We start from the raw sequence: 25,116 nt of genomic DNA, 5'->3' as shown, positions 1-25,116 counted from the left end.
CGCGGGCCACAGGGTTCCCCGGGCGGCAATGCGGATTGCGGCCGGGAGGTGTCGGCTGGTGCCGCCACGGGGGACGTACACGCCACCAGCGCCACGGGAAGTCTCGCATCCACCTGGGTGCGGAAGGGGTGGTTCAGGCGAGAACAGCGCAGTAGACGGCAGTTCCGGCGAAAAACACGGCGCCCGAGACGAGGTAGTTGAAGGCGGAACGGCCGCCTCGCGGAGTGGATCCTGTCCTGCTGCGCCTCGTCCAGGCCAGCAGTGCGTGCCCGAACGCGATCAGAGCAAAGACGGTGGCGAACGTGGCGTACGCGGCAGACGACATCAGGAGGGGTCCGGTTTCGGTGGGAGGGCTGATGCCAGCCTACCGTCCAAGGCCTGCACGGGGGCGTTCAGGTTGTTGCGATGTTCAGCTCGGCCGGCGGGGCAACCGTGCACGGTGCGGTGGCGTTTCGGGTCCACGCGGTATCACGGTGCTCGGGGTCGACCTGCTTGTGGCCGTCGTCGGTGAGGATGTACTGCTCGAAGCGGATGACCCCGTCGACGATGGACAGTTCGGAGTGCAGGGGAACAGTGTTGGGGTCGATGCCGTTCGCGGTCAGCCATTCGCAGAGGGCGACGCGTTCCTCTTCGGCGGGTCGGGGAAGGGCCATGCATCCACGGTCCCGCGGATCGCGGCGGTTGTTGCCCCGGGTCGGGGCGGGCCTGGCACGGGGTGTCCCCGTCGGGCATGCCGTGCCAGGCCGGGCCGGGTCAGCCCCAGGTGGTGTCGAGGGGGGTGATGGTCGGCAGGTCGACGGGAAGGGTGACGGGAAGGTCGACCGGCTCGCTGCCCCACGTGGTGTCGGCCGGGGCGCCCCAGGTGGTGTCTGTGCGGGGGGCGGTGACGGTGTGGGTGATGACGGCGCCGGTCGCTGCGGCGGTGGCGAGGGTGAGGCCGGCGACGATGCAGCGGATGCGCTTGTTCACGGCGGTGTCCCTTCTTCGGTTGTCCGGGGAACGATAGTGGGGCGCCGTCCCGGTTTTCTCGTGCTCTGGTCCGCTGCGAATCCCGTGGCTTGTGGCGCGCGTGCTGGCAGTAGACGCGTGCGGTGCGTGGGGAGGACGTGGAGTACGAGCGCCGGGGGACGCCCCGCAACTAAACTGCCGTACAGTCTTTTCATCCTCAACCTTTGTGTGCTGCGTATCTACGCATTGCGCGTATACGCAGCGCCTGGCCTTGTTTTGACGGGGGAACAGAAGCTTTGGCCATGAATTCAGGAATGGGTGATCGGGAGTTGCTGTCCGCGGACGCTGTGCACGCGTTTGGGCTGATCGCGGCGGGTGAACCGGTCCCGGAGGGGTGTGCGGATTCCGTCGCCGAGTTGGCCACCTGGGGATTTGTGAAGATCGATTCAGGTGGTGGGGGCAGACCAGTCGCCCTGAATCCCGAGGACATTGCACAGAGAAGCCTCGAGGCAATGCTGACCGAAGCAGCAGACCGCGTCGCGAAAATGCGAGGTCTGCGCAAGATGTCGGAACAGCTGTCGGCGCAGTTCGAACGCGCCCAGTCACTGGCCGGCGGCGGCAGCGAGTACATCGACGACGCGACAGTGGTCAACACCCGCCTCGACGACCTGCTCAACTCGGCCAGCACGGAGATCCTCGCCGCCCAGCCCGGCGGCGCCCGCACCAAGGAACAGCTCGAGCGGTCAGTAGAGCGTGACCGGGCCGCCCTCGACCGCGGGGTGACCATGTACACCCTGTACCGGGACAGCGTCCGCCAGTCCTCCGCCATGGCCTCCCACATCGGGATGATGAGCGGTCACGGAGCCGAGTACCGCACGCTGGTCGCCCCGTACGAGCGGGCCATCGTCATCGACCGCCAGCACGCCTTCGTATCGGACTATGTGGTGGAGGGCTCACCCGCGCACGCGGCATGGCATGTGACGGACCGTGCGGCGATCGGGTTCATCGTGGGAGCGTTCATGAACGCCTGGCAGCTCGCCCAGCCGTGGAAGGGGGAGCCGCGGACCGGATCGGACGTCCGGGAGGCGATGGCGGGCGCCCGGCCCTGGTCTGTGGACACGGTGTCGGGCCCGTCCGCGGGCGTACGGACGACACCGCTCGAGCGGGCGATCCTGCGGGACATGGTCGACGGGATTCAGCAGCGCACGACGGCGGCCCGGCTGGGCATCAGCCCGCGCACTTTGACGAAGCACATTGAGGTGCTGAAGGACAAGTTCAGTGCCGTGTCGCCCGCACAGCTGGGCTGCAAGTTCGCCCTGTCGCCCGACTACCACTTCGACGACAGTGCCCCGTTAGGCGACATATCCAAGACCGATCAGTCGGCGGCCTGACGACTCAGGACGGCCGCTCACCGGTCGCGTTGGACGGCTGCACACCCTTCAGCACGGCCAGCTCCCGCTGTACGGCCTCGAGCCGGCTCAGCGCATCGGCCAGCTCGGCGCGCAGGTCTGAACCGCCCATGACGATGCGGGAGTACCCGCGGTTCACGTACTGCAGATCGGCGATACGGGCCCGCAGGCCCTCCGGGTCCCGGTCCTTGCGGAGTTCGGCGACATCCGCCTCGAGGCGCTCGATCTGTTCGGCGGTCGACTTCTTCGCGTTCTCGGCGCCGCGGTCGTAGCCCCGCCGGAACGCAGCCCGCCTCTCCTCCCTCAACTCCTCCTTGGGAGCGTTCTCGAGCCAGCGGAGGAAACGGCGCGCGGCCCGCCGATGCGCGCGGGCCCGGTCGGGGTCCTCCTCCTCGAGCTCATCCAGGCCGACCCCGTAGTGGTAGACGTGGCACAGCTCCTCCGCCAACCTGGCCAGGCGCTGCTCATCACTCATCCGGATCCTCCAGCCCTCCGCCGATGACCAGGCTGAGCCGGGCGCGCTGCGGGACGGGCTGCTTGCCGGGGATGGGCCAGTCGTCGGCGCGCACGCCGTACACGGGCGGCTCCCAGGTGTCCCACGTGTAGTGCCGGTACAGGCGGACCCAGTCGGCTTCGAAGTAGCACGGCATCAGGCCGCCGGCGTTCGGGATGGGTTCGGGTGCGGCCGCGTTCTGAGCCTTCACCTGCTCCTTCACGCGCAGGGCGTGGTCGCGGTGCCGTTGGCAGAACCAGTGCCACCGGTACCAGCCGGTGGCGGGCAGCTTCTCGAGGACGCGGTCCTTGCCGGGGGCGCCGCAGACGTTGTCGGTGTTGCGGAAGTCCTCGGCGTCCCGTTTGGTCTGCGCTACGCGGGCGGGCAGGGACATCTGCTCCGCCTTGTAGGGGCGCTCCTTGAACGGTCGGAGGCGCGGGCCGACGCACAGCCGCTTGGACGGGTCGTAGCCGCCGGGCCGCTCGTCCGGGGGGACGTAGCGGGGCCGGTCGTGCTCGATGAGTTCGCGCAGGAAGTCGGTATAGCGGTGCCTTTCGCTGCGGCCCAGAGCCTTACGGAGGTTGCGCCACTGTTCCTTCGGGTCGTCGGTGCGCTGCATGGTGACGACGTAGGCGAACGCCAGGAGGAGCTGGCGGGACTTCGCGTCGGCGCGGTCGTCTTGGTAGATCTGCTGGGCCAGGTCGGCAAATCCTCCTCCTCCGCCGCGGCCGCCGGTCTTCGTGCTCGGATCCGGCGTGAGGGACTGGTCGGGTACGAGGTTCAGGGCTCCCACGTCAGTCCTCCTTGGGCTGATCGGTCTTCTTCTCGGCTTCGTGGTCGTACCAGTCGGCCTTGTCGCGGGCCAAGTAGGCCGCGTCGGTGATGCCGTTGCGGTACCAGTACGGTCCCTTGAGGGCTTCACCACCGGGTGGGAGGTTCTCAAGGAACTCAGCGTGCCGGGTGAGGACCTGCGCGGCGTACCGGTCCAGGGTGGCCTTGTACGCGCGAGGGTCGACGACGCCAGCGCCGGTGGCGAGTTCGAAGGCCATGTCCTCGAGGTCTCGGCGGGCGTTGCATCCGCAGCAGACACCGCCACCGTGGTGCGGTGGATTCGGGTCGACGGTGAGCAGGTAGGGACACTGGTCGGGGAAGCCGGCGCAGGGCTGTGGTGCGGCCGGGGGCTGCTCAGTCACCTGTCCTCCTCTTTGGGCCAGCCCTTGCCCTCGAGCGCGTCGAGGGTCGGGCACGGGTGGGGGATGTACGCCACCCATTCCTCCGCCTTCGGGCCCGTGGAGCGCCGTACGGAGCACTCGCCGCACCAGGTCTGCCCCATGTGCTGAACGGGGCTATGGAGGTCCGTGACGCGCTTCTTGGCGGCCTTCCAGTCGTCGAGGAACACGTGGATGGAGTTCGCGGCCACGTACCGGCACTGACGGATCGTTCGGAGGATGGAAATGATGTCCACCTCGGGGAGCGGTCCGGCCAGCGCGGACCAGGCGACGAACTCGATGGCGTCGTCCGGGTATGCCTGGTCCGCGAGATCCTTGCGGGCACGCTCGGCTTCCTTCTGCCAGGCCGCGGCCAGCTTCTCCATCGCTGCCAGGCGCTGCTCGAGCGCGTCGGTGGGCCCCGTCTTCGCTTCGGCGTCCTCGGCGCGCTGCATGGCGTACGCGAGTTGGATGCGCAGCAGCGGGGCATCGGCAGCTTCGAGCGCTACCCGCTGCTCTTTGGGCATGGCGGCGCGTTCGGCGTTGATGGCCTCAACCTGCTCGATGTGCTTGGTCACGCGCGTCCTCCTTCAGATTCGTCCTCGGGGTCGTCGGCGCATCCGCAGCGGACTCCGCCGTCGTGCGTGGGCGGGTCTGCGGGCACGACGCGCAGGTTCGGGCACTTCTCTGGGAAGCCGGGGCATCGCTCGATGGTGGCGACGGCCGGGTACAGGTCGGGGTAGACGAAGCAGGCGTGGACGACGTCGTCGACGATGGCCTGGTTGAGGGGGACTTCCGCGTCTCGGGGATGCATGGTGCCGCGGACGTAGCCCATGACGGCGGCGTCTCGGAAGAGTGCGCGTTCGCGGGCGGTGAGGCTGTCGAGGAAGGCGCGGACTCTGGCGGCACGGGCGGCTTGCCGCTTCGCGAAGTACTCGTCGAGCTGCGCGTCGACCTGGGATTCCCTGTAGTCGGTCACGGCCGGGTCCTCTCGAGGGCGTTGATGGCGTGGGCTGCGGGCCAGCCGGTCATCAGCCAGATCGGGGTGGTGCCGGCGGCGGCCGCGATGGCGACCAGGTGCGTGTGGGTGGGGGTTCCGCCGCGCTGGTAGGCGTCCCTGAACCGGGCGGGCACCACGGTGGGGCCTGCGGCGGCGAGTGCTATGCGTACCCGGGCGGCCATGCTGTCGGTCACGGGCGGGTCCTCTCGGGTGGGGTGCGGTCGAATCGCGCCCAGCGGACGGTGGCAAGGAACGTCCACGCGCAGACCAGGGCGACGATGGCCACGGCGGACAGCAGGTCGGCTATCACCGGTACACGTCCGATGCGATCTCGTTCATCGCGTCCCAGTACTCGTCTTCGCGTTCCTGCTCGCGCTGCTCGAACGCCTCGAGGGTGCAGCCGTCGACGGTGCAGGGCCACGGGTCGACGAGCCGGCCGACGGGGTAGCCCTCGGGGTCGGTGCGGTCGGGGTCCTTCTCCACGATCTGCTTGCCGTGCGGGCAGTACACGCCCCAGGCGTTCTGCTGCTCGAGGACGCGGTCTTGGCAGTCGGGGGCGCTGCAGTTCTCGAGGAGCCCGCGGTGGGTGCTGGGGGCTCCCATGGGGTCGTTGCCCTCGTGCGTCACGGTGATGGTCATCAGATGCTGTCCAAGGTGGGCTGATGGAAGAACAGGTCCAGTTGGGTTTGGCCGGGCAGCGCGCCGGGGGCGTGGGGTACGGGAGCGGGCCGGCGGGATCGGCGAGACGTGGGCCCGGTCAGGCGACGTCGCTCACCCTTGCGGTGCCTTCCGGCTCGTTCTTCGCGGATGCGGCGTCGGATCGGCAGTTCGAACGCCCACAGTTCGTCTGCTGTCATGCCGGTGTCCCTGAGTTGCCAGCGTGTGTCGGTGAGGGCGATGCCCCGCCTGATGCGGCCTTCGAGTTGGCGGAGCAGCTTTTTCCGATCGGCGCCGGCCATGGTCAGACCTCCTCCTTGCCGGGCTGGGATACGGCGGCGGGCAGGTAGCGGGCAACGACCTCGCCGAGCGTCCGGGAGGCGACAGCGAGGACCCGGCCTCCGCAGAAGTCGCACTCGGTGTCGTCGCGCACGTCGGCCTTGGTGACGGGGCGCCAGGCGGTCTCCTGCCGTGCGCAGGTGAGGCAGTACAGCGTTCGCGTGCCGGGCGAGCGGTACGCCACAGCGGCCTGCGTCTCGGGCTGCTGCGCCTCGTCGGCTTGCCCTGGCTCCTCGAAGGTGCACAGGTTGTGCCCAGCTTCCTTTTGGCACTGGAGGCCGTAGCCGTCGAACTCGGAGGCCGGGCACTGCTGCCAGCCACGCTGCGCCTCCTCAGCCATGCGGGGCAGCCCGTCGGACGCAGACGACACAGCGGCGGCCGGGTCGTGGAGCCGCGCCTCCTTGGCCAGCCACGCGGGCCAGCCGTTCGGGCCGTTCGTGAAGTGCGTCGTCACCTGCCTCTCGGGCTGCACGCGCTCGCCGAACCGCATCCACCAGCCGGTCACGGAGGCGCTGACGCGGGCAGGCACCGCGGGCTGGCTGTCCTGGGCCGCGCTGTAGATGAGTTCGATCAGCGCTGGCTTAACACCGACACCGGGGGCGTGGCTGCCGTCCATCTCGCTCTCGTCGAGGATCGGGGCGCCGGTGATGCCGTAGCGGATCTTGTGGCAGTACGGGGTGCGCTCGGGCTGTGGGCTGGTGTTGGGCATGGGCTGCTCCAGGGGCGGGGAGGCGTGTCCACGGTCATGGTTTCGCGGATCGGGCACGGCATTGCCCCGGCCTGAGTGGCCGGGGCAGGTGGTCGGTCAGTTCGCAGCGGGAAGCGGGAAGACGTACACGCCGCCCTGGTCCTGGCCGCGGTGTGCCATGGGGGCGTTGATCTGGAAGACGATGCGGTACGGGTTGCCGTCGCGGTCGGTGGTCTCGTACTCCTGGACGGTGTCGCCCAGTTCGCGGCAGAGTCGCACGTCGCGCTCGCCGTCGCGGGCGCTCATGGTGTCCCAGACGCGGTTCTGCTCGATGTCGTAGAGGGTGACGGCGTCTTTGGTGAGGGTGACGGTGGCCATTGGGTTCCCCCTGGGGTGTTGGTGTGGGGTCCACCCTACCTATCTTCTATTACGTACGCAATACAAGAGGTGTGGTGTGTGAGAGCCCTCCCCAACCCCGCCCCCGAGCGGCAGGATGACGGCATGACAGACGCATGGGCGGCCATCGTCGCCGCCATCGCAGCAGGCGTGTTCGGTATCGGCGGCACCTTCGCCGGCATCTACGTCGGCCGCCGCGGGGTCACCGACCAGGCCGTCGTGGAACACGGGCAGTGGCTCCGAGGACAACGCCAGGAGGCCTACCTGCTGCTCCTGGACGCCTGGGACGCCGCCGTGCGCGACGCGAAAGGCATCGTGGAGACCTGGGACGAGCGCGAGCGGTGGATGGACGACCACGGGGAGACGGAGAACTTCCACCAAGCCATCGCAATGGCCGTGGACGCCATAGAGACGCCCCTCCGCAAGCCCCTGGAACGCGCGCACCTGCTGGGCCCGGAGGCCGTGGAGAACGCCGTGGAGGACATGGCGAACCATGTCGAGGAACTCCGCGAGTACCTGGACCAGCAGGCCGACGCGTCCTACCCGTTCGACCGGCAGTGGGCGCGCTGGCCGGTCCTGGAGACGGCGGGACAGCGGTGCCGAATGAAACTGGTGGCGGCAGCGAAGGGAGCACTGCGGCCCTCGCCCACACCGGGCGGCTGACCCGGGACCCGCAGGGAAGACCCCGGCCGCCCCGTCATCTACCGCCCGCACGCCTCCCGCGGGATCCTCAAGAGACCCGACAATCCGAACCGAGGGACGGTGGACGCCGTGCAGTGCACGAAGTGCGGAGGCTCCGGACAGCAAGGCCCTGACGGATCGTGGCTGTGCCCTTTGTGTGGGCCCATCTCCGGTACCGCACCCGCCCCGCAGGTAGGGTGCCGCCCATGACCGCTGAACACGCCCCGACGCCGGCCGTGGCGTTCCTTGAGTCGCAGGAGATCACCACCACGGACTGCCGCCGCTGCGGAACGCAGATCGCCGGGGTGAACGGCCGGTACGCCTGCGGCGCCTGTGGGTGGACGAACCCCTGGCACGAGGGCCACACCGAGCTCCCGACCGCGGACGACGACCACGCCGCGTAAGGCGTGGCCCGGTTTCAGGCGGTATCACCCTCGCGTGCGGTGTCGAGGCGCCGGCGCAGCATCCTCGGGTCCATCCCTGCCGCGGCCGCCCGCTCCACCTCGGACGTCGTCAATGGCGTCGGGTCGATCCCCCGCCACGCCGTGACTGCGCCGTTCAGGCAGTCCCCGCACAGGGCGAGCGGATCCCGCAGCCCCAAGTCCCGTACCCGCCCCCGACTGCTGCCGCATTCGTCGCATGCTCCGAGCTGCTCCCCAGCGCCCATGGTTCGAGGGTCAACGAGCAGGCTGGACGGGGGTAGAGCGCGATCCGGCCGGGACGGTGGGGGAGTACGGGGCGGGAGCCGACTCGAGACGCCCCACGGGGCGTACAGCGGCCCGGACACCGCACAGGACGGTGGCCGGGCCGGGACTGGCTACTCGCCGCTCTGAACGTCCGTCATGTCCGGGTGGTAGATGCGGTACGACTCGAGGCCTTCCGTCGCATCGCTGGTCACCCCGTCGCTGTCCGACGTGAGAGGGATCGCCGTGGTGTCCGCGTGGATCGTCCAAGCGAGGATCGGCGTCGTCCAGGAGTTGCCTTCGCTGTCGGTGCAGTCGATCAGCCAGCCACCACCCGGTACAGCGCCGACAACCTCAGCATGATTCTGATGGATGCCGGTGACGCTGCCGAGGTCGGAGGCGCGGCGCAGCATGCCCCTCTTTACGACGAGGGGGAAGCCGTCGTCGTCCCAGGCGACAACGGGCAGCCTGGGAACGTAGCCGCTGCCGTTCTTCTCGAAGTGGACGTAGTGCGATCCGTTGGCGGGGATCATCGGTCTCCGTTTCGTGGGCGGGTGCTGCTCAGATTGTGGGGCCCGCGGGACCTCGAAGTCCTCGAGTGAGTCGAACGCCTAGGCGCATGAAGAGGGCCCACCCGGGGGGTGACGGGTGGGCCTAGCGATCACGCAGGCAGGTCGAGGTCGAGGACGCCCTGCGCGAAGCGCTCGCGGGCCAACTCGTGGTAGGCCGGGTTCAGGTCTATGCCGATGTACTTACGGCCGAGCTGTCTGGCGGCTGCGCCAGTCGTGCCGCTCCCGGAGAACGGGTCGAGGACAGTCCCGCCCGGACGGCATCCGGCCTTGATGCAGCGCAGCGGCAGGTCGATCGGGAACACCGCGAAGTGCGCGGCAGGGTACTTGGCCGTGCTGATCGACCAGACGTCGCCCGGATTCCGTCCAAGCGCGTGGGAGGTGGCTGACAGGTCGCCGCCCGCGGTGCCTCCGTCGCGGTCACCCACGCCGATGCCGGTCGCTTTACCTGTGCGGGACTGCCCGCCGGTTGAGGTGCCAGCGAGAAGCCTCGCGCGCGGCGAAGTGTGCGGCACTCGGATCGCGTCGAGGTCAAAGGCGTACCGTGGCGACTTGGCGAAGAGGAACAGATGCTCGTGCCTGCTACTGAGCCTGTCGCGCACGGATTCCGGCATCGCGTTGGGCTTCGACCAGATGATCTCGTTGCGGAGGATCCAGCCGTCGTCCTGGAGCGCGAATGCCACCCGCCACGGAATGCCCAAAAGGTTCTTCGCGGGCGGCGCTCCCGGCGATACAGCACCAGTCCGGGCCCCCTTGTCGGGGTATCTGCCGTCGTGAACTTCCTGCTTCATCGGCCGCGGCTCGCCACGACCCTGGTTACCCCAGGAGCCGGCGTAGCTGTCGCCGAGGTTGAGCCACAGCGTTCCGTCGTTGGCAAGGACGCGTCGCCCTTCGGCGAATAGGGCACGCATCGTTTCGACGTAGGCCGCGGGCGTCGACTCCAGCCCGTACTGCCCTTCGGTGCCGTAGTCACGGAGCCCGTAGTACGGGGGCGAGGTGACGACGCAGTCGACCGAGCCATCGGGCAGGGTGCGCAACTGCTCCAATGCGTCGCCGAGGAGGAGTGTCACCTGGTCATCGTTGTAGTACGGGTCGGGCATCCGGGGCTCCCGCAGGTTGGTGGGTGGGCGCACCTTCACGGTGCCGTGGAATCTGTCGCGTGTTCCCCCCGCTTATGAGGGAGGGCCCACCCGGGGGGATTCGGGCGGGCCCTGGCTAGAGGCGGACGTCGAGTAGGGGGCTGGCCACCGTGATTGCGGCGGTGGCGTCTTCGGGTTGGCCTCCGATCGTGCGGATCAGCAAGTAGAGGGCGGCGAGGGCGATGATGCTGAGGTAGGGGGTCGGGTTCTGGTCGTTGTGGGGGCTGTCGTCGGTCACTTCGGGTCTCCAGGAGGGCGTGGTGGGGGCTTGTCGGGGATGCTGTGGCACGCCCGTCCTGGAGTTTTGGGAGGGTCCGGGGCCGGCTGATCCTGGCCTGGTAGCTGTGTTCAGCCGGTCCCGGGTACGTGTAAGACACTAACTCATCTTCTATTACGTACGCAATACAAGATGGAGTGTGTTGGGGGTCACCTCGGCCGGTACGCCTTGTCGACCATCCCCGCCCGGGCCATCTGCGCACCACTCCGGTAGTTCCCAAGAGGAACAGACGCAGGGTCCACCACCACGGGCGCAACCTTCACTGCCGAAGCCGCCGACGCCCTGGGAGCCGTTGTGCGCGGTCCGGGAACGGCAGCCGGAACCACGGCAGCATCCGAGGTCTGCCGGTCCTTCTCGCGGTCGGCACGCCGGTCCACAGCCCGCATCTCGCACGCGCTGCATGCCTGCCCCGTGTCTACGTTCGTCCGCTCGTCGCACCGGGCGTCCCCGCACTCGGCATCCCGGCGCAGCATCGCCACCAGCACACCCACCGGCTTCTCGATCGGGCCGGCCTGGTCTCGGGAGCTGTAGTACCGATCCCACTTCGGCATCAGCCGGTACCGCACCAGCTGCTCCACGGTGCGGCCTTCTGGGCTGCTGATGTCCACCGCGGCCAGTACGGCCCGCACCAAAGCATCCGGCAGCCCTCGGGGCACCAGAGCAGCGAGGGGGGAGGGGAGGGCTTTCACGAACGCGTCGTACTGGGCGCGTTCGTCTCGGGAGAATGGGGGCTTCGTCTTGCCGGACGCGGCGGAGCCGCCAGCGCTCGATGACCCCCTACCTGTAGAAGGCCTCCGGCCGTCACCCCAGGGCTCTTCATCTTCTCCAGTCTTCTTACTCACCGTCTTCTTAAAGACTGCAGGGTTCCCCGACTGTCGGGAATCCCGGCACTCGGGGCTCACCTGGGGAAACTCGCCGTTCTCGCTGGCCGCGCCCGAGTGCGGGTTTTCCGGCACTCGGGGGATTGCGACGCTGGGGGAGGTCCGGCGGTCCGCGGGCTGCAACTTGGCCCGCCTCTTCGCCGCGTGTTCGACAGCGGCCTCCGTCGGCTCGATGACCTGCACTGCGCGCACATCCGGTTCCCGACGAACCGCCTCCAGCAGGGCGGCAACCTCCGCGTCCGTGGCGGGCGTGTCGTAGACGCACATCTCCGTCGACCACTGGTTGGTTTCGGCCGACATGATTCGGATCTTCACCACGTACCGGGCGACCTGGAGAAACCCCATCGCCTTCGCCAGTGCATCACGGCCATATCCGTACTTCGCGCCGATCACCGCAAGCGTAATGTTCCACCCGTCTCGATGCCGGAGAAGCACGCTGAGCAGGGCAAGAGCCATGAAGTCCAGGCTCGCCGAGTCATCGATCGTCTCGTTGGGGATTGCCGCGAACCGCGGCGGCCGACCGCTGCGCTTCCTCACCGTGACACCTCCGTCACGACGTGGATCATGTGGCGCGTCTGATGAGGGTGACTACTTGGCGATACGCCAACACCCGCTACTCTGAGCATGAAGCCTCGCTCAATCGCATGTGGGACTTCTCGAGCCAGCGGACGCCAATCCGCTGGTTGTGCTTTGGACGGCCGGTATGGGGCGCTGCGACCTCTAGCCGGCCGTTCGGCGTTTCCGGGCTCAGGCTGCGATCTGAGCTGGTCGGAGACGCGACCTAAGACTTGTTCGGCCCGCGGCCGCCTCGAGGCGGTCCTGCCTTGAAGTACGCCAGGAAGACACCGGTTTCCATGGTTCGCGCGTTGCCGACCATGACGTAGGGGTGCCTTCCGGGCTTGTCCCCGAATGGCCAGTCCTTGGCTTTTCGGGCGATGTACCGGAGGCCGTCGGGCGTGATGCTCTCCACCAGGCCCTCGTTGATGAGGAGCTGGGCGCCGGTGGTGAAGGTGACGAAGGTGGGTGTTTTGCGGGTCACTGGGGATCACCGGCACCCTTGAACTTCGATGTTCTCGAAGTTGTCGCTAGGCTCGACACGTACAGGTCCTTCTTTCAGGAGTGGGTCTCTGTGCTGCCGGGTCGTATTCGCAGTACGCCGGCGTGGAGGCGGTCGACCGGGGAAACCCGGATCGGCCGTCTCTGCTGTTCAGGGCGGGCTACGCACCTGACACGCTCCTTCCTTCACGCCGCAAGGGCGTTGATCTGCTCGACAGTCTCGGTAGCCGTCTGGTTACCGGCGTACCGGGGAGCACCGAGCATTCCCGCCACCCGGTCCATTCGCTTCACGATCCACGAAATCTGTTCTTCCACTGGCAACGACAGGACCGGCACCAGGGCATCGGCCGCGCCTTCCACGTCATCGAGCTGCACCCGGGCCGTGGCGAGGTAGATGTGGGCGAGCCGCTCGTCATCCAGCGACCGCTCTTCCACCGGACCGGACTGCCACAGCGCGATCGCCTCGAGGGCTTCCCGCGCCGCGCGCTCCGCGTCGTGGCCGCCCTGCAGCCAGATCAAGCTGGACCCGGCGTAGTAGGACTGCTTCGCCCTCGAGAACCCGAACAGACCCTCGAGAGAGTCCGGGCGGCGGATCCGTTCCCGTGCGGCTTCGGCGCCGTCCAGGGCCTGGTTCGCGGCCCGGCTGTCACCGAGGTTCGCGAGGCACTGGGCCTCACCGCAGCGCAGACGCGCCTCACCGGTGCCGTGCCCGGCCCCAACCCACTGGTAGCCGTCCCGGATGTACTCCAGCGCGCGCCCGTAGTCGCCCTGGAAGCGCGCGATCAGCGACTTCGTACCCGCCACCCACGCGGCCAGCTCGGCGTCCCCGGCGAACTCGGCGCACCGGCCCGCCGCGGTGGCGTGCTCGAGCGCCTCGTCCGCATCGCCCATATCCAGCAGCGCGTACGACAGCACCCCGGACAGGCGGCCCGCGGCCACGTACAGATCGGACCGGTCAGCCGGACGGTGATGCCCGGACCGGATCCGCTCGAACGCTTCACCGCGCAGCACGTGCGCCCGGTCCATCATCGGACCCGGGGGAGAAGCCAGATAGTCGACCGCCGTAATGGCGACACCGTCCTGCAGCTCTGCGATGTCCAGGTCCGCCAGCGCGGTCAGATCCCGCGTCATGGCCAGGGCCGCAGCCCTCACCCGGTGCGTTGCCGCAGCCTCCCGCCGCTGAAGGTCCTCCCGGTTCCACGCCTCCACCAGCGCGCCGTTCGCGCCGGTCGCTTCGTCCGCGGCCTCCGCCACAGACAACGGGGTCGGCCGGCGGCCGGTCTCGAAGTTGTGCAGCGACGTGCGGTCGTAGCGGACGCGCTGGGCCAGGTCCGCGAGGGACATGTGGGCAGCCAGGCGCCACTCACGGAGCAGTTCCGGGAAGGTCGTCATGCGCCGAGTCTTCCTCCTCTCTCATCTCGCCGGGAGGGCTTGGCGCCCTGTTCGCGGTCTTTGTCTGTTGGCAAATCATCGTCGGCCTGATTGCCAACAGCCGCCTCAACTCCGAGGCCTGCGACCGGTGCTGGCATGGAGTCAGTACTGATCGACGACTCTGGAGGACCGCATGCGGGCGCACTGTCAGCCCTCGTCGCCTACCTCTGGCTGTCGTTGCTGGGCCTTGGCTGGGCCTCGCCCGCGGACCTCACGGTTCTTGAAGAACTCCTCGACGGGCTCCCACGGCATCGCCCAGGCGTTTCCGATCTTCATCCACTTCTCGGCCGGTACCGGCCATGCCGGGTCGGTCTCCGCGATGTGCCGGACGCCCTGGCGTGTGATCGGTCTGGGGACCAGCTGCCGGTCCGTCACACGCTTTGCGATCTCCGTGAACGTCACCATCTCGGGGATCTCCCTCCTTTCGTCTGCTGCTGCCATGAACTCACCTCTCCATAGTACTTGTCAATGCGCAAGTACTGTCGTAGTGTCGGTACAGCAAGAAACCCCGGTCGGGTTGTGGCCGACCGGGGCTCCCAGTCCCGAACGGTGCTTCAACACCGGAACGGACAGCCGAACCCCTGCTTCACCAGGAGGTCGACCTAATGCGTGATGTTACTTGCGCATCGACAAGCAGTGCTAGCACCACTCCCAAGACCACCGTCCTCGAGTCGTTCCCCGCCGGCGCCCCGCGCGGCAGTTGGCCGGCTGAGGAGTTCGCCGAGGCCCTCCGCCTTGAGGGCCAGCCCGCCGAGGTCGTCATGGACCTCGCCGCCGACTCCTTCCTCGTCATCGTGAAGAAGGTGACGGTCTGATGGAACGCAACCCGGACGCCGGCCACAACCACCTCAAGACCCTCCGCTTCGTCACCGGCTGCCCCCTCTGCGAGGCCGAGAAGGCGGTTCGGAACCGGGCCATCGAGCACCTGTCCGAGGCCCTGCATCTGCTGGAGGGACTGCGGAAGCCCGGTGACAAGCCGACGATCCGCTTGAACCTCGCCCCGATCGGGGTTACCGGTGACGACGTCGACCGCTGCCACAGCATCGACCTGTCCGCAAAGCAGGCCGAAACCCTCGCCGACGTCATCGACTCGATGAGCGCCCACGACGACAAGCTGCGTGCCGCGTTCCAGCAGGCCCAGCCCGCCATTGAAGCGCTCATCGAGGTCGACGACGCCAGCGTTGCCCGCCGTTGTGCCGAGCTGATGGCGCGGATGGAAGGCCAGACCGGCGAGGTCATCGACTCGGGGGAGTGGACCGCGGACGCCTTCATCTCCACTGACCCGGAGCTGGCAGCCGAGATCGTCGACACGTTCCTCGAGCTGGATCCGCGTGAGATCACGAAGACCGTGCTGGACCACCGGCAGGTCGACATGCCCCGCGCGATCGCGGCTCTGGACGACTGGTTCGGCGAGATCGTCGACCCGTACGCGGATGAGGACGACGACTGATGGCCGCGCACCCGGGCACGCACGTGCACACCGCGGACAACGCGGTCCCGCCCCTGAACGACGACCTCGCCGGCCTCCTCGACGACCTGGCCGGCTTCCACCACGGCCTGGACCTCATCGCCGACGGCGTCCGCGCCCTGGCCGTGGACCGGCTGACGATCCAGCAGACGCAGACCGTCGTCACCATGCTCGCCGGATCCACCGACCCGGCCGGCCAGCAGATCGACGTGGCCGCCCTCATCGCCGCCCTCGTCGCCCGGCTGCTGAACGCCGACGAGAACCCGGCACTCCGCACCCTCCCCACCGACACCCAGGACCAGGCCCGCACCGCGGGCGCCGACTTCGCCGACCACGACGCCTACATCACCCCCCGCACCGACATCGCCAAGACCGTCTACGACCTCAACCCGCTCTGACCGCGCCCGGTGCCGGGTCAGCCACCACGGTGGCCCGGTGCCGAGCACGACCAGCAACCACCCCACCGCGCACCACCGGAAGGAGCACCACCCCATGAAGGACCTGAAGAAGAAGGCCATCCGCCTGTGGCACGTGGTCGCGAACTCCGGCCAGTGCAACGGCTGCGGTGGCGTCTTCGACAACTGGAACGGCGGAGTCTGCGACGCCTGCAAGGCCATCGGCCGCGGCTGACCCGCCCCCGACCACCCGTCCGCACCACACGAGAAAGGACCAACGCCGTGATCGACACCATGACCGACGCCGACGACAACGCACGCCACGCCGCGCACGTGCAGGCCAGCGCCGAGTACGTAGCCCAGAACCCCGACTGGAGCCCCTGGCGCGGCGAAGGGACCGCGGAGGCCAGTGAGAGCCACAAGGCGTACGAGGCGTACGTCGAGGCCCGCGTGCCTCAGATCTTGGACGCGCAGGCCCGCATGCGGGTCTTCCAGATCATCGGATCCGACATCTACCCCGAAGCCCCCGCCGCGTTCACCGGCGACTGGCACGAAGCCCTCCGCAAGACCGCCGCCCGCTGGGCGCCCGCCGCCTGACCACCGGAAGGACACCGAACCCCATGGCCGACACCGCCGCCGAATACCGCAAGCTCGCCCGCCAGGCCCTCATCCCCCGTGACGGCTTCAACCGGCTCAGCGCCGGCCAGCTCCACGAGGCCGACGTCCACGCCAGCCTCGCCAAGGCCGTCGCCCTGGACCGGATCGCCGACGCGCTCGAGGCCCTCGCCGCCAACACCGCCCCCGACACGGTCCTCCAGGCCCCCATCCACCACAGCCACTGACCCCCAGACCGCCCGCCCGAACTTCCCGGAAGGACACCGATCCCGATGACCAGCACCCCGGCAGCGCCCGCCAGCACGTGGCACGACGGCATCTGTGTTATCGGCCAGCCCTACCCCACCCGGAACTACGCAGCCGACATTGGCGACGACAGCGACACCGCCCTGGGCCTAACCGAAACGCAGCTCGACTACCTCCGGGCCATCCACGAATCCGGACACGCGATCACCGTCCTCACCGCGCGAGCCCACCTCCACTCCGCCGAAATCGTCCACGGCGAGGCCACCACCGAAGTAGGCGGTATCACCTACGCCTGCCACCTCGCCGACGGCCACGCCTACGCCATCTACTCCGCAGCCGGCGAACGCGCCGCAGACCGGTGGCTGCACGAAGCCGGACTGTGGAGCCCCACACGGGCCGTCGCGAATGAGGTAGCCGCCCACAGCGACCGGGCGTCCTTCCTCGCCATCAACCCCCACGTCGGGTTCGGCGACAAAGACGTTCACTACCAGCACATTCACGACCTCGCCGACCAAGCCCTGAACACCCACTGGGCAGCCGTCACCGCCGTCGCCAGTGCGCTCCACCAGCACCACCACCTGACCGGCGACGCCATCGCCGCCCTCACCGGACTCCCCAACACCCCCTACTGCACCGCCTGAACTCGAAAGGACACCGATCCCCGTGACTACCGTCCAGGCCCCCACGAAGCGGCGCAGCAGCCCGCTTCTGTACCCGGCGGTCTTCCTGTCGCTGGCCTCCCTGGCCTGGACGACATGGAGCCTCGTCGACCTCATCGGAACCGGCCCCATCGCCCTCACCGCCGCCTCCGGCGCCGACATCGTCTGGGGCTCCGTCATCATCGCCGAAGCCCGCGGACTCCGCATCGCCCGCCGGGCATGGCCCGTCCCCACCGTCGGCTGGATCACCCTCCTCCTCGTCGCCTCCTTCCTCTCCCTCCACGGCATCGAGAAGAACAGCCTCGCCCTGGCCGTCGTCGGCCCCTTCCTCCCCCTCGGCGCGAAGGTCGTATGGGTCTTCGCCCTCGCAGACCTCCGCGACCCGGCCGCCCTCACCCACGACGAACTCCACACCCTCGCCGAGATGGAACGCGGCATGGTCTTCGAAGAACAGCAGCACCGCATCGAGATGCGCCGCCGCCAGATGGGCGCGGAACTCCTCATGACGGAGGTCTCCACCGACTTCGACATCGAGCTGACGCGGCAGGACCGGCAGCGCGACCTGATGCGCCGCCGCCCCCTCGAACTCACCACCGGTGATACGGAGCGCATCACGCAGCATCACGACGATGCGCACCAGGCCGACGATGCGCACCACTCTGCTGATGCGGCCGTCGTCCTCGGCGTATCACCGGCGCCCCACAGTCCGGTTCGCAGCATCGTCCCGCGTACTAATGCGGTCAGTGAAGTCGCAGCTCGCGGCCATGATGCGCCCCAGATGCCCAGTGGCGCGCCCCGAACCGTGGCGCCCCACAACGGTGATGCGGCGCTGCACCTCGACGGCCTCTCCAAGGCTGCCGCAGTCCGAGTGGTACGCGATGCGCTCCCCACCGCATCAGCGCCTCAGATCGTGGCGCGCCTCGCGCATCACGGAATCGATGCGAGTGATGCGTACGTCCGCACCGTCCTGTCCCGCACCAAGCAGCAGCGCACCACCACCGACGGCGGATACCTCTAACCCGCACCACGAAGAAGGAGACCGGACCCCCGATGCGCACCGCCCCCACGATCCCCCCGCAGGCGTCGCGGACGGCCACCCCGTCCGCGGCGCCCGCGCGCCCGGCCCCCACCCGGACCCCGGTAGCAGCCCCCCGGCCGGTGCCGGCGCCCGTGCCGGAGACGCCGTCCTGGTCCCACCGCTTCCTCCCCGCCACCGTCCGCGGACTCCTCGCCGACCTCGGCTGGTGGCAGAACCCGACCCCCCAACGCCCCTCCACCCACCTCGAACAGACCCTCGCCCTCCTCCGCCGGTACGGCTGGTGCCAGTCCGTCGACGTCACCCCCACCGGCCGCATGTGCGTCCGCGGCGCCCAGAACCTCCTCCAGAAGACCGGACACGTCACCCCCGCCGCCCGCGAAAGGGCCGTCGAGTACATGCAGGCCGCCCTCGCCCAGGCCGGGATCGGCATGCAGTTCTTCACCTGGAACGACCTCCCTGACCAGCAGTTTCCCGCCGTAGAGACCCTCCTCACCCACGCCGCCCGCCTCGCACGACAGAACGGAGAGTGAAATGCCTGCCCACGACCCCGAATTCGACCGCGTCATCAGCGAGGGATACACCGTGAATTCCCCCAATCCTCAGCCCGAATACGCCGACCCCACCCCCTACGGAATTTCCGCCCATCCCGTGAAGACCGGTCTCACACCGCGCGGAAAGGTCGCCCTCGCCATCAGCGCGGCCGCCATCGCGACGGGAGGTCTCGTCGGCTACCAGATGTACTCGGCCGACCAGGCGCAGAGCGAGGCCAAGGCGCAGGAAATCGCCTACAAGAAAGACCTCCTCGAGCTGGAAAAGCTGAAGGTCCAGAGCCAGGTCAACAAGTCCCAGACGAGCACGGACAGTGTCCGGCAGAAGCAGGTCGACGCCTGCGTCGCGAACAGCAAGGACCTCGTCGGGAAGTCCCTCAGTTCCTCCTACCGGGACATCGTCGACGCCTGCCAGGCCCAGTACAACACCAGCACCAGCGGCGACGACATGCAGACCGCGGCGTCCGCCACCGACACCAGCAAGACGGGCACGAGCACCGGCTTCCTGATCGCCGGAGGCGTCCTCGTCGCCGGCGTCGCGATCGCCGTCCGCAAGGGCACCCGCAACAACCCTGCGTAACCAACTTGAGTTACTTCCTACCTCCCTCCCAGCCCAAGAACGCCGATCTTCCCGCCCCATGATCCGCCCCGGGCAGGTCTTTCCGGGGTGGGAGGCCAGTAGGAAGTAACTCCAACCGTCACAGAAAGTGAGGACGTTGATGGCGGCCGACACGGTCTCTGCAGCCGTACCAGACCCCAACGACCCGACCGCGGCCAGCACCAACCGCAGCCCCCAGCCGGGTGCGCTCACCTCCCTGTTCGCCGCGGTCGACCCCGCCCGGCCGGCGACCCCCGCCTTCGACCTCAACCCCACCACCGAAACGGCCGGCCACGGCGCCAACGAGGAGACCTCCTCGGGAGCCTCCAGCGCCGCCTACCACAACGACGAAAACACCCCCCGGAACGACTCGAAAACGGCCGCCAATACGCGGCAGGAACGCGGTGTCATCCGCGCCTGGCTCCTCGCCGGAGCGGAACGCTGGAAGAAAGGCGCCGACGCACGCAACAAGCGCCTCGACATTTCCAAGGCGAAAGCGAATGCATTCCAGGTAAAGGAAACCCGCACCGTTTCGGTTAACAGGGCAGGCGGGGGACTGTTCGGCGGCACTTCCAGCCGTTCCGGCGGAGGCTCTGGCGCGTCCGGCGGCGGAAAGCCCGGGAACGGCAAGGGCCTGGGCAGCAAAGGCGGCGGCGGACACAGCCCGAAGGGGCCGAAGAACAAGCCGGGATCGTCCGGGAACGGATCCACCGGCAAGTCCGGTGGCAGTGGCGGCGGCTCGGGGACCGGTGGGGGAGGAGGCCGCGGACCGTCCGGAGGATCCGGCGGCCAGTCCGGCGCCAGCCCGCGCGGCCCCAAGAACGACGGCGCGAAGGGCAACAGCAACGGCTCCGCCAAGGGCGGCGGCGGGAACACCGGCGGCACCGACAAGCCGTCCAAGGCCAAGGACCCGAAGACCCCCACCCCGAAGAACAGCCCCGACAGCAAGAGCAGCACCGGCAAGGACGGCAAGCACGGGCCCGCGGGCAACGGTCCCGCTGGTACGGGGAAGGCCGGCCCCCAGGGACCCGCCGGACCTGCCAGCAAGAACCCTCCGGCGCCGGCCCCCGCGCCCGCCCCGGACGGCGGCAAGAACAACACCCCCAAGAACAGCGACCCCAAGACGGGCCCGAAGCCCGACGCCAGCCCCGACCCGAAGAAGTCCCTGGCGGCCGACAAGACCAGCCAGACCAAGAAGACCGACACCCCGAAGGACCTCAACCCCAAGGCCGCAGACCAGAAGGACCCCAAGACGGACCCGAAGGACGCCAAGGGCAGCAAGGACAGCAAGGGCGCGGCCGCACCGGACGGCAAAACCCCCCAGAAGCCCGGCGCCACTCCCGGTACCGGGCAGGGCACACAGGTCAACACCCAGGACTCCCGTGAGACCGGCTACCGCGACGGCTCCCGCACCGCCAAAGCCGTCGCTCACGTTCAGGCCTACCGCGACGGCTTCAAAGACGGCCACCGCGACACCACTGAAGCTGCCGAACGCGAGAAGGCCCGCCTCGACAAGGCCCACCAGCAGCGCAAGCAGGAGCTCCAGCAGCAGCGAGAGAAGGACGTCCCCGTGACCGGACAGGCCAGCAGCGCCGACTACCACCCGCCGAAGCCCACCGAACCCCCGCCGACCACGCCCGCGCCCGCCGCCGACCCCGACAACGAAGTGAAGCCCGTCTGGGCCAACCACATCACCGAAGACACGGTCAACCTGTACAGCACCAACGACTACTACCGCGACTCCATGTCACGCGGCGAAGTCCGCACCCTGCGCCGGTTCCAGCAGCGACTCGAGCAGAAGACCGACGTCATGACCCGCGTCGTCGACGCCACCCGCGTCCTCGAGCAGCACGCCCAGGAGCAGGCGAAGGCCGTCATCAAGCTCCTCGAGCAGGCCAAGGCCGTCAAGGGCGGAGACAAGCTCGCCGGGAAGCTCGCCAAACTCTCGGACGACGCCATGGTCCAGGCCAGCAAGGCCGCCGAGCTCCACAAGCGTGCGCTGCGCGCCGTCGAGGCTTGCCGGGCGCTGCACGCCAACGCCAGCGAACGCTACGAGCCGATCTACCAGGCCGTCGTGAACTCTCCCCTCACCACCCCCGCCGAGCTCGCCTACTACCGGGAGATGACCCATGCCTGAACTGACCTACGCCCAGCTGGACAAGGCCACCGCAGCGCTCGCCAAGGACGTTGCCCGCAGCAGTGAAGAAATCCGCGGCTACGCCACGAACATGATCGAAGAGGCCCGGGACACCGGACAGGTCGCTGACGGCATCGGCTCCCTGGGCGTCGACTCCGCCACGGTCGGCGAAACCCGCGACCTCGCCAAGATCATGGCCGGTCTGGAGGCCGCAGCCACCAGCTACGCGGCCGCCAGCAACACCACCGCCCGGTCCGCACAGGCAGCCCGCGACCAGAACAAGGACAGCCACCACGGCATCGGAGAGGCCGTCAGCCGCTCATCCGTCGGCAGCCACATCTACGACGTCAACCGCGCCTGGTTCGCCCAGGAATAGCCCCCACCCGCCCCCTGCCCGCACCGACCCCTAGTCCAGGAGAGAACGCCGTGACCACGCCCGCCGCCGCCCAGCCCCGCGCCGCCTCCGCAGAGCGCACCATCGCCGTCATCACCAGCGCCGCACCCCTTGCCACCGGCATCATCGCGCCGTTCCTCGACGGCGGCGCGGCCTTCACCGCGGCCATCGCCTACGGCGGCGCCGCCGGATTCATGACCGCCAACTACATGAACCGGCTACCGGCAGGCCTGATCGGCAACCTCCCCGCCGGGGACATCGTCCAGGCCCACAAGAGCCCCATGTTCATCAGCACCCTCACCACTGGCATGGCCCTCGGAATGGGCACCCTCCTCGGATCCGATGGCGCCGACGCCCTCATGGCCGGCATCCTCGGCCTGCCCTCCATCCCCGGGATCGTCTCCCTCGGCTGGTGGGCCGCGGTCGGCATCGTCCCGTGGAAGCTCCGCAACTTCTTCGGCCGCCCGCCCAAGACCGCCACCACCGCCGCCGTCGGTCAGACCGCCGCAGCCGCGGCCACGCTGCCCCTCACCGACGCCGACCGCATCGCACGCCGCTGGTACGACCACATCTCCAACACCGAAACCGGCAGCCACAAACGCCAGGACCTCACCGTCCGCACCACCAGCCCCGCCCGCTGGACCGGCACCATCACCGCCCCCGCCGGATCCTCCGTCACCGTCACAGCCGAAACCATCTCCAGCCTCTTCAAGCGGGACCCCAGCTGGATCAAGCTCAAGCACGGCGCCCACGCCGGCGAACGCCACATCACCGTCAACCTCGTCGCACCCGCCGAACTCGACCCCACCACCCTCACTGGCGCATGGCGCAAGTGGGTGTCAAAGCCCGGCGGCCTCATGGCCGGCACCAAGCTGGAGAACGTCCAGGACGACCCGAACACCGGCGGCCAGGTCGCCCTCGTCGTCGCAGGTGAAGACCTCGACCGACTTCCGCACCCCGACCGCAACGCCCTCGCCGGAGCCCTCCGCACCACCCCGATCCTCATCTCCTACGAGCCCCGCCAAAACCCCCGCGAAGCCGTCATCCGCAAGATGACCCACAACCCCCTCCAGAAAGGCGCCGCGTTCCCCGGCCTGCACGTCCTGAAGCCCAACAAGAACGGCTACATCCAGATCGGCCCCGGCGTCTCCGGCTTCCCCGCCCGCATCCAGCTCCACGACCCCGCCCTGGGCTCCCAGCACGTCCTTGTCGCCGGCGTCACCGGATCCGGAAAGGGCGGCACCCTCCAGCTCATCGCCCTCGCCCACCACGTCAACGGATCCGCGATCATCTACGCCGACCCAAAGGGATCCTCCAACCCAGCCATCACCAAAATGGCCGCCCACCCCGGCCTCGGAATCGACGACGCCATGGGCTCCCTGCGCATCTGGTACCACGGCCTCATGCACCGCGTGGAACAGTCCGCACGCGACCAGATGAAGAACTTCCAGCCCAGCCCCGAACGCCCCTGGGCGCCCCTCATCTTCGACGAGGCCAGCCAGCTCCTCGGAGAGAGCGCCGAACACCGCAAGGAAGCCAAGTTCATCATCAAGGCCGGCGCCAGCCTGGGCCGCTCCATGGGCATGCCGATCATCCTCGCCAACCAGATCATGCAACTCGACCAGCTCGGAGGCGAAGCAGCCATCCGCGACAACATCTTCTACGGCGGATCCCTCATCCTGCTGCGCTCTGACTCCCAGCAGAAGACCCTCATCGACCTGCCGGAGAACTTCGCCGGCTGCAACCCCGCCGACATCCCCCCGGCCTGGTCCGGCGACCGCGAAATGGTGTACGACCCCAACACCCCGCCGGACGACCCCGAGCGGACCTTCGGCCTCGCCTTCGCCGCCAGCCCCGGCGGACACGCCGAGATGATGCGGATGTGGATCCTCGAGGACGCCGCCCCCTACATCGACACCAACAACATCACCCACCCCGCCGACTGGCCGTTCTGGGACGACCGGCATGAACTCGCCGCCCGCTCCGTCCTGCCCAGCGACGAGGACAGCGACGACCAAGACGGCGGCAGCTCCGTCCTGTTCAGCGGCATCGACCTCACCCCGAAGAAGCCCGCCAGCGCCGACGACAAGATCCTGCGGGCACTCGAGGACGTCTCCGACCCACTCGGCATCGACGTCATCTACAAGGACAAGAACGAGATCGCCAAGCTCGCAGGAGTCCAGGGATCCACCTTCGACAACGCGCTTTCCCGCCTCGTCAAGGCCGACAAGATCCACCGCCAGACCGAGAACGGCAAGGAAGTCCGCGGCTACTACGGCCTCGGCCCGGCCCCGGACGACACCGACGCGTAGCCATCGCCCCCGCCCCTCACCTGGAGACCCTCATGACCGCCACCCACAACACGACCCGCCGCACCAAGCGCCCCACCCGAACCCGCTACCGGCGCCGCTTACCCCGCCTCGGCTGGTGGTGGGCGGGCATCGCCATCACCCTCATGGGCATCGCCAAGACCTGGCCCGTCCTCACCGCCACCACACTTGCCCTGATAGGTGCCCTGCTCGTCCTGCGCGCCGTCCGGCCCCGCCGCCTCGCCCCGCTCATCGAGAGGATCAACGGCCTCAGCTTCTACCGACCCGCGCTGCCCGCCCGCGGCCGCCGCACCCTGGACGCCTTCCACCGCATGACCCCGGCCCGCTTCGAACGCGCCATCGCCGAACTCGCCCAGAAGGACCCCTCCGTCACCCGAGCCACCGCCGTAGGCCAGGCCAACGACCGCGGCGCCGACGTCCTCGTCCACCTCAACGACGGACGCCGCATCCTCATCCAGTGCAAGCACCACCAGGACGGCAACAACGTCGGCTCCCCGGTCGTCCAGACCACCAACGGCGTCTACCGCGACATCCACCACTGCCACGCTGCCGCCATCGTCACCACCGCCGGTTTCACCCGCGCCGCCGTCGACACCAACGCGATGCTGCCCCAGCCGATCCGCCTCATCAACGGCGACGCGCTCGTGCAGTGGGCCAACGGCGGGCTCCCGCCCTGGCGGTGAGCCAGCCCCGGGGGAAGCGGCTCAGACAAAGCCCCGCCCGTACGCCACCATCAGACGTGCACGGCCCGGAGCTCCGGAAGCGTCCCCCCGCCCCAAGCACCGCAAGCCGCGCAACACCCAGCTCGGACCAGCCCTCCCCAGGCCCCGAG

The 25,116-nt window shown here is 68.8% G+C and carries 38 protein-coding genes; 17 read left to right on the top strand and 21 right to left on the bottom strand.

Going from position 1 to position 25,116, the window contains the following annotated elements:
- Positions 1–133 precede the first annotated feature (133 nt).
- The 3 genes from AQJ27_RS45195 to AQJ27_RS45185 form a co-directional block, all read right to left on the bottom strand.
- Positions 134–325 (bottom strand): hypothetical protein, encoded by a 192-nt coding sequence (locus tag AQJ27_RS45195; protein ID WP_067383074.1) that lies wholly within the window; start codon positions 323–325, stop codon positions 134–136.
- Positions 326–392: 67 nt separating this feature from the next.
- On the bottom strand, positions 393–653 hold the full coding sequence (locus AQJ27_RS45190) for a hypothetical protein (protein ID WP_067383069.1): 261 nt from the start codon (positions 651–653) through the stop codon (positions 393–395).
- A 100-nt stretch (positions 654–753) separates the two neighbouring features.
- Complete coding sequence (locus tag AQJ27_RS45185; RefSeq protein ID WP_067383066.1) at positions 754–969, bottom strand: hypothetical protein; 216 nt, start codon at positions 967–969, stop codon at positions 754–756.
- 491 nt (positions 970–1,460) lie between these two features.
- Between AQJ27_RS45185 and AQJ27_RS45180 the strand changes: the two genes are divergently transcribed.
- Positions 1,461–2,339, top strand: a complete 879-nt coding sequence (locus AQJ27_RS45180; RefSeq protein WP_067383063.1) for a helix-turn-helix domain-containing protein — start codon at positions 1,461–1,463, stop codon at positions 2,337–2,339.
- A 4-nt stretch (positions 2,340–2,343) separates the two neighbouring features.
- On the opposite strand, the gene AQJ27_RS45175 is transcribed toward AQJ27_RS45180, so the two are convergent.
- The 10 genes from AQJ27_RS45175 to AQJ27_RS45130 all read right to left on the bottom strand — a co-directional run bounded on the left by AQJ27_RS45175 (position 2,344) and on the right by AQJ27_RS45130 (position 7,120).
- Positions 2,344–2,832 (bottom strand): hypothetical protein, encoded by a 489-nt coding sequence (locus AQJ27_RS45175; protein ID WP_067383060.1) that lies wholly within the window; start codon positions 2,830–2,832, stop codon positions 2,344–2,346.
- Entirely contained in the window at positions 2,825–3,643 is an 819-nt protein-coding gene (locus AQJ27_RS45170; RefSeq protein WP_067383058.1) for a hypothetical protein, read from the bottom strand. The genes AQJ27_RS45175 and AQJ27_RS45170 overlap by 8 nt, the downstream gene beginning before the upstream one ends.
- Position 3,644: 1 nt before the next feature.
- Entirely contained in the window at positions 3,645–4,043 is a 399-nt protein-coding gene (locus AQJ27_RS45165; RefSeq protein WP_067383055.1) for a hypothetical protein, read from the bottom strand.
- Positions 4,040–4,636 carry a hypothetical protein gene (locus tag AQJ27_RS45160; RefSeq protein ID WP_067383052.1) on the bottom strand — a complete coding sequence of 199 codons (597 nt, stop codon included), beginning with the start codon at positions 4,634–4,636 and terminating at the stop codon, positions 4,040–4,042. Before AQJ27_RS45160 ends, AQJ27_RS45165 begins: the two co-directional genes overlap by 4 nt.
- Positions 4,633–5,037: a hypothetical protein gene (locus AQJ27_RS45155; protein ID WP_067383049.1), complete on the bottom strand. Its 405-nt coding sequence runs from the start codon at positions 5,035–5,037 to the stop codon at positions 4,633–4,635. Before AQJ27_RS45155 ends, AQJ27_RS45160 begins: the two co-directional genes overlap by 4 nt.
- On the bottom strand, positions 5,034–5,252 hold the full coding sequence (locus AQJ27_RS45150; protein WP_067383047.1) for a hypothetical protein: 219 nt from the start codon (positions 5,250–5,252) through the stop codon (positions 5,034–5,036). The genes AQJ27_RS45155 and AQJ27_RS45150 overlap by 4 nt, the downstream gene beginning before the upstream one ends.
- 112 nt (positions 5,253–5,364) lie before the next feature.
- Positions 5,365–5,697, bottom strand: a complete 333-nt coding sequence (locus AQJ27_RS45145) for a hypothetical protein (RefSeq protein ID WP_067383044.1) — start codon at positions 5,695–5,697, stop codon at positions 5,365–5,367.
- Positions 5,697–6,017 (bottom strand): hypothetical protein, encoded by a 321-nt coding sequence (locus AQJ27_RS45140; protein WP_067383041.1) that lies wholly within the window; start codon positions 6,015–6,017, stop codon positions 5,697–5,699. The genes AQJ27_RS45145 and AQJ27_RS45140 overlap by 1 nt, the downstream gene beginning before the upstream one ends.
- 2 nt (positions 6,018–6,019) lie before the next feature.
- The gene (locus AQJ27_RS45135) at positions 6,020–6,763 is read right to left on the bottom strand and encodes a hypothetical protein (protein ID WP_067383038.1); all 744 of its coding nucleotides are present in this window, start codon (positions 6,761–6,763) and stop codon (positions 6,020–6,022) included.
- 96 nt (positions 6,764–6,859) lie between these two features.
- A complete protein-coding gene (locus AQJ27_RS45130; protein WP_067383035.1) occupies positions 6,860–7,120 on the bottom strand; it encodes a hypothetical protein in 261 nt (86 codons plus the stop codon).
- A gap of 123 nt (positions 7,121–7,243) precedes the next feature.
- Between AQJ27_RS45130 and AQJ27_RS45125 the strand changes: the two genes are divergently transcribed.
- Positions 7,244–7,801: a hypothetical protein gene (locus AQJ27_RS45125; protein ID WP_067383032.1), complete on the top strand. Its 558-nt coding sequence runs from the start codon at positions 7,244–7,246 to the stop codon at positions 7,799–7,801.
- A gap of 224 nt (positions 7,802–8,025) precedes the next feature.
- Positions 8,026–8,223: a hypothetical protein gene (locus tag AQJ27_RS45120; protein ID WP_067383029.1), complete on the top strand. Its 198-nt coding sequence runs from the start codon at positions 8,026–8,028 to the stop codon at positions 8,221–8,223.
- A gap of 14 nt (positions 8,224–8,237) precedes the next feature.
- Here the strand turns inward: AQJ27_RS45120 and AQJ27_RS45115 are convergent, their stop codons facing one another.
- From AQJ27_RS45115 to AQJ27_RS45085, 8 genes are all read right to left on the bottom strand, one after another.
- On the bottom strand, positions 8,238–8,486 hold the full coding sequence (locus tag AQJ27_RS45115; RefSeq protein ID WP_096240474.1) for a hypothetical protein: 249 nt from the start codon (positions 8,484–8,486) through the stop codon (positions 8,238–8,240).
- A gap of 150 nt (positions 8,487–8,636) precedes the next feature.
- Entirely contained in the window at positions 8,637–9,035 is a 399-nt protein-coding gene (locus AQJ27_RS45110) for a hypothetical protein (RefSeq protein ID WP_067383023.1), read from the bottom strand.
- 128 nt (positions 9,036–9,163) lie between these two features.
- Complete coding sequence (locus AQJ27_RS45105; protein WP_067383020.1) at positions 9,164–10,171, bottom strand: DNA-methyltransferase; 1,008 nt, start codon at positions 10,169–10,171, stop codon at positions 9,164–9,166.
- A gap of 115 nt (positions 10,172–10,286) precedes the next feature.
- Entirely contained in the window at positions 10,287–10,448 is a 162-nt protein-coding gene (locus AQJ27_RS56925) for a hypothetical protein (RefSeq protein WP_159064577.1), read from the bottom strand.
- Positions 10,449–10,636: 188 nt separating this feature from the next.
- Positions 10,637–11,905, bottom strand: coding sequence for a hypothetical protein (locus AQJ27_RS45100; RefSeq protein WP_067383017.1), 1,269 nt, complete (start codon positions 11,903–11,905; stop codon positions 10,637–10,639).
- Positions 11,906–12,149: 244 nt separating this feature from the next.
- Entirely contained in the window at positions 12,150–12,407 is a 258-nt protein-coding gene (locus AQJ27_RS45095; protein ID WP_067383014.1) for a hypothetical protein, read from the bottom strand.
- A 203-nt stretch (positions 12,408–12,610) separates the two neighbouring features.
- Positions 12,611–13,816: a helix-turn-helix domain-containing protein gene (locus AQJ27_RS45090; protein WP_067383011.1), complete on the bottom strand. Its 1,206-nt coding sequence runs from the start codon at positions 13,814–13,816 to the stop codon at positions 12,611–12,613.
- A 186-nt stretch (positions 13,817–14,002) separates the two neighbouring features.
- On the bottom strand, positions 14,003–14,296 hold the full coding sequence (locus AQJ27_RS45085) for a hypothetical protein (protein WP_067383008.1): 294 nt from the start codon (positions 14,294–14,296) through the stop codon (positions 14,003–14,005).
- 164 nt (positions 14,297–14,460) lie between these two features.
- Here AQJ27_RS45085 and AQJ27_RS45080 point away from each other — a divergent pair, with 164 nt between their 5' ends.
- The 14 genes from AQJ27_RS45080 to AQJ27_RS45020 all read left to right on the top strand — a co-directional run bounded on the left by AQJ27_RS45080 (position 14,461) and on the right by AQJ27_RS45020 (position 24,967).
- On the top strand, positions 14,461–14,670 hold the full coding sequence (locus tag AQJ27_RS45080) for a hypothetical protein (RefSeq protein WP_067383005.1): 210 nt from the start codon (positions 14,461–14,463) through the stop codon (positions 14,668–14,670).
- Positions 14,670–15,305 carry a hypothetical protein gene (locus AQJ27_RS45075; RefSeq protein ID WP_067383002.1) on the top strand — a complete coding sequence of 212 codons (636 nt, stop codon included), beginning with the start codon at positions 14,670–14,672 and terminating at the stop codon, positions 15,303–15,305. The genes AQJ27_RS45080 and AQJ27_RS45075 overlap by 1 nt, the downstream gene beginning before the upstream one ends.
- Positions 15,305–15,721: a hypothetical protein gene (locus tag AQJ27_RS45070; protein ID WP_067382999.1), complete on the top strand. Its 417-nt coding sequence runs from the start codon at positions 15,305–15,307 to the stop codon at positions 15,719–15,721. The genes AQJ27_RS45075 and AQJ27_RS45070 overlap by 1 nt, the downstream gene beginning before the upstream one ends.
- Positions 15,722–15,758: 37 nt before the next feature.
- Positions 15,759–15,953: a hypothetical protein gene (locus AQJ27_RS56920; RefSeq protein ID WP_159064576.1), complete on the top strand. Its 195-nt coding sequence runs from the start codon at positions 15,759–15,761 to the stop codon at positions 15,951–15,953.
- 47 nt (positions 15,954–16,000) lie between these two features.
- The gene (locus tag AQJ27_RS45065; protein ID WP_067382996.1) at positions 16,001–16,315 is read left to right on the top strand and encodes a hypothetical protein; all 315 of its coding nucleotides are present in this window, start codon (positions 16,001–16,003) and stop codon (positions 16,313–16,315) included.
- Positions 16,316–16,338: 23 nt separating this feature from the next.
- Positions 16,339–16,560, top strand: coding sequence for a hypothetical protein (locus AQJ27_RS45060; protein ID WP_067382993.1), 222 nt, complete (start codon positions 16,339–16,341; stop codon positions 16,558–16,560).
- Positions 16,561–16,605: 45 nt separating this feature from the next.
- Positions 16,606–17,220 carry a protein kinase family protein gene (locus AQJ27_RS45055; protein WP_067382990.1) on the top strand — a complete coding sequence of 205 codons (615 nt, stop codon included), beginning with the start codon at positions 16,606–16,608 and terminating at the stop codon, positions 17,218–17,220.
- Between the two features lie 22 nt (positions 17,221–17,242).
- Positions 17,243–18,256, top strand: coding sequence for a hypothetical protein (locus AQJ27_RS45050; RefSeq protein WP_067382987.1), 1,014 nt, complete (start codon positions 17,243–17,245; stop codon positions 18,254–18,256).
- A gap of 32 nt (positions 18,257–18,288) precedes the next feature.
- Positions 18,289–18,807 carry a DUF6197 family protein gene (locus AQJ27_RS45045; protein WP_201264483.1) on the top strand — a complete coding sequence of 173 codons (519 nt, stop codon included), beginning with the start codon at positions 18,289–18,291 and terminating at the stop codon, positions 18,805–18,807.
- Position 18,808: 1 nt separating this feature from the next.
- Entirely contained in the window at positions 18,809–19,405 is a 597-nt protein-coding gene (locus AQJ27_RS45040) for a hypothetical protein (RefSeq protein WP_067382984.1), read from the top strand.
- Between the two features lie 139 nt (positions 19,406–19,544).
- Positions 19,545–21,560, top strand: a complete 2,016-nt coding sequence (locus AQJ27_RS53660; protein ID WP_079065763.1) for a hypothetical protein — start codon at positions 19,545–19,547, stop codon at positions 21,558–21,560.
- Positions 21,553–21,936, top strand: coding sequence for a hypothetical protein (locus AQJ27_RS45030; protein WP_067382982.1), 384 nt, complete (start codon positions 21,553–21,555; stop codon positions 21,934–21,936). The genes AQJ27_RS53660 and AQJ27_RS45030 overlap by 8 nt, the downstream gene beginning before the upstream one ends.
- Positions 21,937–21,986: 50 nt before the next feature.
- Positions 21,987–24,266, top strand: coding sequence for a type IV secretory system conjugative DNA transfer family protein (locus tag AQJ27_RS45025; protein ID WP_067382979.1), 2,280 nt, complete (start codon positions 21,987–21,989; stop codon positions 24,264–24,266).
- A gap of 32 nt (positions 24,267–24,298) precedes the next feature.
- A complete protein-coding gene (locus tag AQJ27_RS45020) occupies positions 24,299–24,967 on the top strand; it encodes a restriction endonuclease (RefSeq protein ID WP_067382975.1) in 669 nt (222 codons plus the stop codon).
- Positions 24,968–25,116: the final 149 nt, after the last annotated feature.

It is taken from the genome of Streptomyces olivochromogenes (genome assembly GCF_001514115.1).
Classification (GTDB): Bacteria; Actinomycetota; Actinomycetes; order Streptomycetales; family Streptomycetaceae; genus Streptomyces; species Streptomyces olivochromogenes.
The sequence above is the reverse complement of the archived record's forward strand: the minus strand, read 5'-3'. Positions and strand labels throughout refer to the sequence as shown.

Bases quoted from the DNA above. Each gene is read 5' to 3' on its own strand.
- AQJ27_RS45135 (WP_067383038.1), bottom strand. From the start codon at position 6,763: ATGCCCAACACCAGCCCACAGCCCGAGCGCACCCCGTACTGCCACAAG.
- AQJ27_RS45125 (WP_067383032.1), top strand. From the start codon at position 7,244: ATGACAGACGCATGGGCGGCCATCGTCGCCGCCATCGCAGCAGGCGTG.
- AQJ27_RS45130 (WP_067383035.1), bottom strand. From the start codon at position 7,120: ATGGCCACCGTCACCCTCACCAAAGACGCCGTCACCCTCTACGACATC.
- AQJ27_RS45085 (WP_067383008.1), bottom strand. From the start codon at position 14,296: ATGGCAGCAGCAGACGAAAGGAGGGAGATCCCCGAGATGGTGACGTTC.
- AQJ27_RS45055 (WP_067382990.1), top strand. From the start codon at position 16,606: ATGACCAGCACCCCGGCAGCGCCCGCCAGCACGTGGCACGACGGCATC.
- AQJ27_RS45020 (WP_067382975.1), top strand. From the start codon at position 24,299: ATGACCGCCACCCACAACACGACCCGCCGCACCAAGCGCCCCACCCGA.
- AQJ27_RS45110 (WP_067383023.1), bottom strand. From the start codon at position 9,035: ATGATCCCCGCCAACGGATCGCACTACGTCCACTTCGAGAAGAACGGC.
- AQJ27_RS45120 (WP_067383029.1), top strand. From the start codon at position 8,026: ATGACCGCTGAACACGCCCCGACGCCGGCCGTGGCGTTCCTTGAGTCG.
- AQJ27_RS45045 (WP_201264483.1), top strand. From the start codon at position 18,289: ATGCGCACCGCCCCCACGATCCCCCCGCAGGCGTCGCGGACGGCCACC.
- AQJ27_RS45105 (WP_067383020.1), bottom strand. From the start codon at position 10,171: ATGCCCGACCCGTACTACAACGATGACCAGGTGACACTCCTCCTCGGC.
- AQJ27_RS45190 (WP_067383069.1), bottom strand. From the start codon at position 653: ATGGCCCTTCCCCGACCCGCCGAAGAGGAACGCGTCGCCCTCTGCGAA.
- AQJ27_RS45195 (WP_067383074.1), bottom strand. From the start codon at position 325: ATGTCGTCTGCCGCGTACGCCACGTTCGCCACCGTCTTTGCTCTGATC.
- AQJ27_RS45040 (WP_067382984.1), top strand. From the start codon at position 18,809: ATGCCTGCCCACGACCCCGAATTCGACCGCGTCATCAGCGAGGGATAC.
- AQJ27_RS45175 (WP_067383060.1), bottom strand. From the start codon at position 2,832: ATGAGTGATGAGCAGCGCCTGGCCAGGTTGGCGGAGGAGCTGTGCCAC.
- AQJ27_RS45075 (WP_067383002.1), top strand. From the start codon at position 14,670: ATGGAACGCAACCCGGACGCCGGCCACAACCACCTCAAGACCCTCCGC.
- AQJ27_RS45140 (WP_067383041.1), bottom strand. From the start codon at position 6,017: ATGGCCGGCGCCGATCGGAAAAAGCTGCTCCGCCAACTCGAAGGCCGC.
- AQJ27_RS45060 (WP_067382993.1), top strand. From the start codon at position 16,339: ATGGCCGACACCGCCGCCGAATACCGCAAGCTCGCCCGCCAGGCCCTC.
- AQJ27_RS45080 (WP_067383005.1), top strand. From the start codon at position 14,461: ATGCGTGATGTTACTTGCGCATCGACAAGCAGTGCTAGCACCACTCCC.
- AQJ27_RS45090 (WP_067383011.1), bottom strand. From the start codon at position 13,816: ATGACGACCTTCCCGGAACTGCTCCGTGAGTGGCGCCTGGCTGCCCAC.
- AQJ27_RS45145 (WP_067383044.1), bottom strand. From the start codon at position 5,697: ATGACCATCACCGTGACGCACGAGGGCAACGACCCCATGGGAGCCCCC.
- AQJ27_RS45115 (WP_096240474.1), bottom strand. From the start codon at position 8,486: ATGGGCGCTGGGGAGCAGCTCGGAGCATGCGACGAATGCGGCAGCAGT.
- AQJ27_RS45070 (WP_067382999.1), top strand. From the start codon at position 15,305: ATGGCCGCGCACCCGGGCACGCACGTGCACACCGCGGACAACGCGGTC.
- AQJ27_RS45180 (WP_067383063.1), top strand. From the start codon at position 1,461: ATGCTGACCGAAGCAGCAGACCGCGTCGCGAAAATGCGAGGTCTGCGC.
- AQJ27_RS53660 (WP_079065763.1), top strand. From the start codon at position 19,545: ATGGCGGCCGACACGGTCTCTGCAGCCGTACCAGACCCCAACGACCCG.
- AQJ27_RS45030 (WP_067382982.1), top strand. From the start codon at position 21,553: ATGCCTGAACTGACCTACGCCCAGCTGGACAAGGCCACCGCAGCGCTC.